Raw genomic sequence first — 6,624 nt, 5'->3', positions numbered from 1 at the left:
ACCAATGCTCCGCAGTGGCTCAATCCTCCGCCTTGCGATCCACGGCACCAGACCCCGCTCGCTCATCCGGCCTGATCCGAAAGAAACTCCCTAGGCGGGGTGCGGCGGGAGCCGGTGCCGGCGCCGCGTCGCGGAGCGGCTTCCGGCGGGCCCTCCGGCGGTGCGGTCCTCCGGCGGGTGCCTCGGGCGGTGCGGCCCTCCGGAAGGCAGTCCTCCGGTGAGGGACTCGGGCCGCCGGCCGCGGACCTCCGGGCGGCTCGCCCCCTGCCCTTACGGGCCTCTCGGCGCACCCCGCCCCGGTGCCACCCGAGGCCGGGGCGGGCGGCGGCCGGGGCTCAGGACGGCCCTCCGCCCCGCGGCCCGACGGCGAACGGCAGCACCGCCACCGTCACATTGTCGTGCCCGCCCCCGTCGAGGGCGTGCCCGACCAGGGTCCGGGCGCTGTGCAGCGGCCGGAGCGCGGCGTCGGCCGGTACCACCCGGGCCATCTCCTCCGCCGCCTCGGCGTAGTTCCACAGCCCGTCCGTGCAGACCACGACCACTCCGGGCCGGTCGGGCTTGAACGCGGCGGTGTGCGGGTCGAGTTCGTACGCGTCGGCCCCCAGCCAGCCGGTGATCGCATGGGCGCGCTCGTCCGCGTACGCCTCGGCCTCGGTCATCAGACCGGCCGCGACCATCTGGGCGGCCCAGGAATCGTCCTCGGTGAGCCGGGCCGACGGGCCCGAACGGTCGTCGGGCACCCAGTAGGCCCGGCTGTCGCCGACCCAGCCGACGATCAGCAGTTCGCCTGCGGAGACCGCGCCCACGATGGTGCATGCGGGAGCGTTCACCTGGGGGTGGGCGTCGTGGCCGAGGGCGTCGCCGCCCCGGCCCGGGGCGGCGAGCGCGTTCACCGAGGCGGCGGCGGCCACGATGGCGTCCCGCATGGCCTGCTGCGGGTGCGTGCCCCGGGGCAGGGCCTCCACCAGGGCGTCACAGGCGGCCCTGGCCGCCGCCTGTGACGCCTCGTCGGGCCGGGTGGCCGAGGAGACGCCGTCGCAGACGATGGCGACGACCGCGGGCGATCCGTCCGGCAGGGCGGTGGCCGAGACGGCGAACGCGTCCTCGTTGCGGTGGTGGCGCAGTCCGCGGTCGCTCACGGCGGCCACCGTGTCCAGTTCCCGTTCCATATGGTCCCGTTCACGCGGCTGGGCATGGCCGCAGTTCTCGCAGTAGCCGTCGGTGTCCACCTGTCCGGCCCGGCACGCCACACAGAGCTTTGTGACGCTGCCCGGACCGGCGGAGCCGGGCTCCGCGGTCCTCGGGTCCGGGGCGGGCCCGTCCTCCGCCGGATCCGGCCACGGTCCGGTCTGTTCCGCGTTCTGCTTTCCGTCCGGCTCCCCGGGCGCGGTCTCCGGCCCGGTCGGCGGCCCGGCCGGGGGCTGCGCCGCGGGCCGCTGCAGCGCGAAGTCCCCGGAATCGGGGGCCGGGCCTCCGGCAGTTGCCGCGGCGACCGGATACCCAGGCGCTCCCGCGGGCCCCTCGGACGCCTCCCCGGCCGGGGCGTGCCCGGCCGTGGACGGGCCGAAGGACGGCTCCGCGGAGGAGTGCTGCACCCCGGCACCACCGGTACCGGCCCCGGGGGCCCGGAGGTCGTGGCGGACGGCCAGGGTGGGCGAGTCGGTACCTGCGGGCGCCGGGCCGCCGGGATCGGTGAGCGCCGAGATCCGGGACCGCGGCCGCTCGGCCGCCGCACCCGCCCCGGCCTCACCCGGACGAGCGACCCCGGCCTGTGCCCGCGATACCGGAGGCGCCGACGGCACGGGCGGCACGGCCGCCTCCCGCGGAACCGGAACCGGAGCCCTGTCGGCTCCCCGCGGAGCCGCCGATACGGGCGAGCCCGGCGGCACCGGAGGCGCCGGGGGCGTCGGCGGTACGGGAGGCACCACGACGCCCTGCGGGCTTGCATGCCCCTGCGGCCCCGGGCTCCCGGCGGAGCCGGGTGGTGTCGAGGGCGGCTGCACTGGGGGAACGCCCTGCGCTGCCGGGGGAACCACCGTGCTCGGCGGAACCGGAACCTGAACCGGAGCGGGTGGCACAGCACCGGGACCCTGCGGTCCGGCGTGACCGGGTGGTGTCGCGGGCACCTGCGCCACGGGTGTCCCGTGCGCTGCCGGGGGCACGGGCGGCTGCGGCGGAGCCGAAACCCGAACCGGAGCCGGGCTTCCGGCGGTAGGCGCCTGCGCCGCGGGTGCCCCGTGCGGTACCGGAGGAGCGTGCGGTGCCGGAGGGGCGGACGGGTGTGGTGGAGCCGGGCGTCCGGCCGCAGGGCCCTGCGCCGCCGGTGCGGCCTGCCGCGTCGCCGATGCCTGAGCCGCGGATGCCTGAGCCGCGGGTGCGGGCCCCGGGAACCCCGGGGGGACGGGTGTGCCGATGGCCAGGGTCGGACGGTCGCCGGACGGCGGCCCCGTCCGCGCGAGAGCCGGGAGCTCGGTGCCGCACAGACCGCAGAAGCGGTCGTCGGACTCCACCGGCTCGCCGCAGCCGGGGCAGAAGCGCCCCCCGGCCTGCTGAACATTCTGCGACGGCATCGATCACACCCACGTCCGGGGGCGGAGCCGATTGGCGCGCTCCACCAGGTCCATGCGCTCCTCGCCCCGCTGGGCGAGCCGGGCGAGTACCCGGTAGGAGCGTTCCAGCCCGAAGCGGAGGCCCCGTTCGTCGAGCGGGCTGCCGAGCAGTGCACGCGGTGCGCCGCCGGGCGGTGCCGAACCCGCCGCGCCCGAACCGGCGGACGGTGCTCCGGGACTACCGGAGAGTACCCAGTCCAGAGCCGTACCGAGTACCTCGGTCGCGAGCAACTCCCGCCGGACCGCGTCCAGACCGAACTCCTGCAACGCCTCCACCTGCGCCGCGGAAGCCGTCAGATCGGCGGTCAGCTCCTCCTGGGGAAGCCTTCGGCGCAGCCGCGCCCGGACGGCGGCGACCCGGGCGGCGGTGTAGTGGATCGACGCCTCCGGCACGGATTCCAGGGTCCGTACGGCACCGGCCCGGTCCCCGGCGGCGAGCTGGACCCGCGCCAGGCCGAACGCGGCGCTCACATAACCCGGGTCGGTCGTCCACACCAGCCGGTAGTACTCGGCGGCGTTGTCGAGCTGTCCGAGCACCTCGGCACAGATCCCGAGCGCCAGCTTGGGCGCGGGCTCGCCGGGGAAGGCGTCGTACACCGCGTCGAAGGAGAGCGCCGCCGCCTCCTTGTCCCCGGTCACCAGGGACACCAGCCCCCGGTACCAGATGACCCGCCAGTCGTCGCCGAACCGCTGCTCCAGCCCCGCGAGAACGGTCAGCGCGGTCCCCGGGTCGCCCATCTCCAGCCGGGCCCGCACCTCCCGCAGCCCCGTCTCGCAGGAGGCGACGGGGGCGGCGGCCAGTGCGGCGATCAGCTCGGCGGGCGCGGCGGTGAGCAGCCCGGCGAGGAAGCCGGAGTTGGGGTCGTTCTGGTCGACCCGGGGGACCGGCAGGGCCAGCGCCACCGCGGTGGTGTCCAGCGGGAGGAGATGCGGGGCGAGCCGCTCCGCCGAACCGCCCGTACCGGCCCCGGAGGCGGCACCGCCGGCCGGGCCCAGTAGCGACGAGGCCGTGGCCGTCTGCGCCGGGATCGTGATGCGGGCCCCCGTCGGCGCGGGCGTCCGGCCCCCGGCGGAGAGCCCCAGGAAACCCCGGGGCGCCGGGCGGACTCCCAGCCGGGAGACGTCGTCGCCCGACGCGGCGAACACCTGGGTGTCGGTGACCTTCACCTCGGGCCCGAAGAGCGTGGAGAGCGCGGGCCTGGCGCGGCCGGTCTGGAGCGCCACCACCTCCCGCAGTACCCCGGTCAGCTGCTCCGCCATCTCCTCCGCGGAGGCGAACCGCCGGGCCGGGTCCGGGTCCGTGGCCCGTACCAGCAGCCGGTAGAACGACTCGTAGGTCCGGAAGACCTCGACCTTCTCCGGATCGGGCAGGGAGTCCGCGTACACATTGGTGTATCCGGTGAAGTCGATCGTCAGCACGGCGAGGGTCCGGGCCACCGTGTACAGGTCGGAGGCGACGGACGGGCCGACGTCGGGCACCTCGGGTGCCTGGTATCCGACGGTGCCGTAGATCGCGGACTCGTCGTCGTCCATCCGGCGGACCGCGCCCATGTCGATGAGCTTCAACTGGTCCTGCTGCTGGATGGCGTTGTCGACCTTGAAGTCGCAGTACAGGAGGTTCCGGCTGTGGAGGTGGCCCAGGGCCTCCAGTGCCTCGATGCCGTAGGCACAGGCCTGTTCGACCGGGAGGGGATCGCGCCGCCCACCCGTGTCCCGCCGGTCGTTGGCGATCTCCTTGAGGGATTTGCCGCCGACGTACTCCATGACGATATAGCCGTCGAGGGAGCCGGTGCGCTGGTCGAGATGCTCGACGAAGTTGTAGATCCGGACGATGTTGGCGTGCTCGATCTCGGCGAGGAAGCGGCGCTCGGAGATCGCCACCTCCATCGCGTCCTGGTCGCCGGTGTCGAGCAGACCCTTGAGAACCACCCAGCGGTCGGCCACCGCACGGTCGATGGCCAGGTAGATCCAGCCCAGACCGCCGTGGGCGAGACAGCCGACGACCTCGTACTGGCCGCGGACGATATCGCCCGGGACGAGCTTGGGGACGAAGGAGTACGGGTGGCCGCAGGAGGTGCAGAAGCCCTCCGTGCGCCCGGGCCGGTCGCCACGGGCCCGCCCGACGGGCGCACCGCAGTCCGAGCGGGAGCAGAATCGCTTCCGCTCCGGTACCTCGGGCTCGGCCATCACCGCGGACCGCGGTTCCGGCCGCGGCACCTCCGGCACCGACACCAGCCCGGCCCCCAGCCGGTTGCGCCCCGAGCCCCGGGTGGCGGAGCCGCTGGAGCGGACCGACACCGAACGCGTCGTCGAACTCGTCCCCGAAAGGGAGCGGGAGAGCCGCCCCGAAACCGACCGCCGGGAGACCGCGGAGCGCGCCGAGCGGGAGGACCGCGCGGACCGGGCCGAGCGCCCGGAGCGCGCCGAACCGCCGGCGCCCGCCCGGCCGGACGCCCCCGGGGCACCGGACGCCGCCCCGGCGCGGGAGGAGCCGCGGCCGCCACCCGCCACCACCGGCGCAAGACCGCAGGTGTCGCAGTACAGTTCGCCGCCGCCCATGTCCTCGTAGCGCCCCTCGCAGCCGGGCCGCTGGCAGGCGCCGGGAGCCGCCGGGCCCGCTCCGCCGCTCTCCTTGCCGTTTCCGCTCACGCGTCCCCCCTGCGGTCGGCGGAGCCGGTTGATCCGGGCTCCGTGGGCGCCAGCGCCTCCGCCGCCGCCCGCTGATAGCGCAGCACCGCCAGTTCGGCGACCCGCAGATCGCAGGGCGCGCTCCACAGCATCCGGCGCGCGGCGTCGTACCGCTCGATCAGCACCGGGTCCTCGGCGAGGCCGTGCCGCGCCATCTTGGCCCGGTAGGCGTCCAGCCGTCCGCGCAGCTCGGCCCGGACCGCGAGCGGCGCGGTCACCGCGGTCAGCGACTCCCGGGCGCGCATGAGTTCGTCCTCGGCCTCCCGCTCCAGCGATTCCAGCAGCGGTGAGAGCCGGTGCCACTGGGAGTGCCTGCGGTACTCGGCGGCGGTGGCCAGCCGCTCCTGGAGGGCGGTCGGCGGCCCGCTGACCGCGGGCACCTCGGTGGCGGCGATCTTCGCCAGCACCTCGCCGCGCGCCGCCCGTGCCTCGCTGAGGGTGCGGTCCGCGCGGGAGAGCAGGTCCCGCAGCTTGACCAGCCGCTCCTCGGAGTCCTGGCGGACCCCGAGGACCGCTTCGATCTCCCGGCGGATGTCCTCCAGGGCACGGGCCGCCCGGTCGTAGCGGTCGGTGTCGGGGCGGCCGCCGCCGGGCGCCGAACTGCCCACCGCGGGACGCCAGAACGCCAGCGGGTCGGAGATCACCTGCGCCCGCAGGGTGGTCAGCTCATGGGTGATCGACTCCAGATCGTCGCCGGACGGATGCTCCCCCGGACGCACCCCCACCGAGTGGGCCAGGGAACGGGTGCGCTGGAGTTCGGCGGAGAGCAGGTCGATCCGGGCGGGCAGTGCCGACCACACCGCGTCCGCCGTCACCACCATGTCCAGGGAGCCCGCGTACAGCTCGTTCATCCGGGCGACGAGCCCTTCGAGGGTGAACTGTTCGGAGAGCTTCGCCGGGCCGGTCACCGACAGGGCCGCGGGGCCGCCCGCGGCGCCGGTGGAGGCCGGGTTGGCGACGGTCACACTGGGGCCGCGCAGCCGCTCGGTCAGCTCGGCGAGGTCCTCCCGGCTGGACCACCGCCGCCGGGCCCTGACCTCCCGGATCCCGGTCACCGCGGCCGCGTACGCCTCGAAGTAGCCCCAGAGCAGGGCGATCGACTGCTCGGTCGAGGCCCACCGGTCCCGGGTCACGCCGGTCAGCTCCGCGCCTTCGAGGAGCCGGCGCCCCGCGTGGTCCTGGAGGGCGAGCAGGGAGGATTCGATCGCCTCGTGCTCGGCGCCGAGCCGGGCCAGGGCACGGTCGATCTCGTCCCGGTCCATCACCGGCCCCGGGAGACCGCCCCCCGGACCGGAAAGGGAGCCAGCGACGCCCATCGATCACCTCT

At 75.6% G+C, this 6,624-nt stretch carries 3 protein-coding genes and 1 pseudogene; all 4 read right to left on the bottom strand.

Annotated features, from left to right (window positions below):
• Window positions 1-335 precede the first annotated feature (335 nt).
• Window positions 336-1,706, bottom strand: coding sequence for a PP2C family protein-serine/threonine phosphatase (locus tag ACWDR0_RS28305; RefSeq protein ID WP_456354625.1), 1,371 nt, complete (start codon window positions 1,704-1,706; stop codon window positions 336-338).
• A 765-nt stretch (window positions 1,707-2,471) separates the two neighbouring features.
• Window positions 2,472-2,570, bottom strand: a pseudogene (locus tag ACWDR0_RS28300) (zinc-ribbon domain-containing protein); the annotation flags it as partial.
• Window positions 2,571-2,573: 3 nt separating this feature from the next.
• Window positions 2,574-5,168, bottom strand: a complete 2,595-nt coding sequence (locus ACWDR0_RS28295; protein WP_456354624.1) for a tetratricopeptide repeat protein — start codon at window positions 5,166-5,168, stop codon at window positions 2,574-2,576.
• A gap of 86 nt (window positions 5,169-5,254) precedes the next feature.
• On the bottom strand, window positions 5,255-6,613 hold the full coding sequence (locus ACWDR0_RS28290) for a hypothetical protein (protein WP_456354621.1): 1,359 nt from the start codon (window positions 6,611-6,613) through the stop codon (window positions 5,255-5,257).
• Window positions 6,614-6,624 lie beyond the last annotated feature (11 nt).

Source organism: Streptomyces sp. NPDC003691 (assembly GCF_053981115.1).
The sequence above is the reverse complement of the archived record's forward strand: the minus strand, read 5'-3'. Positions and strand labels throughout refer to the sequence as shown.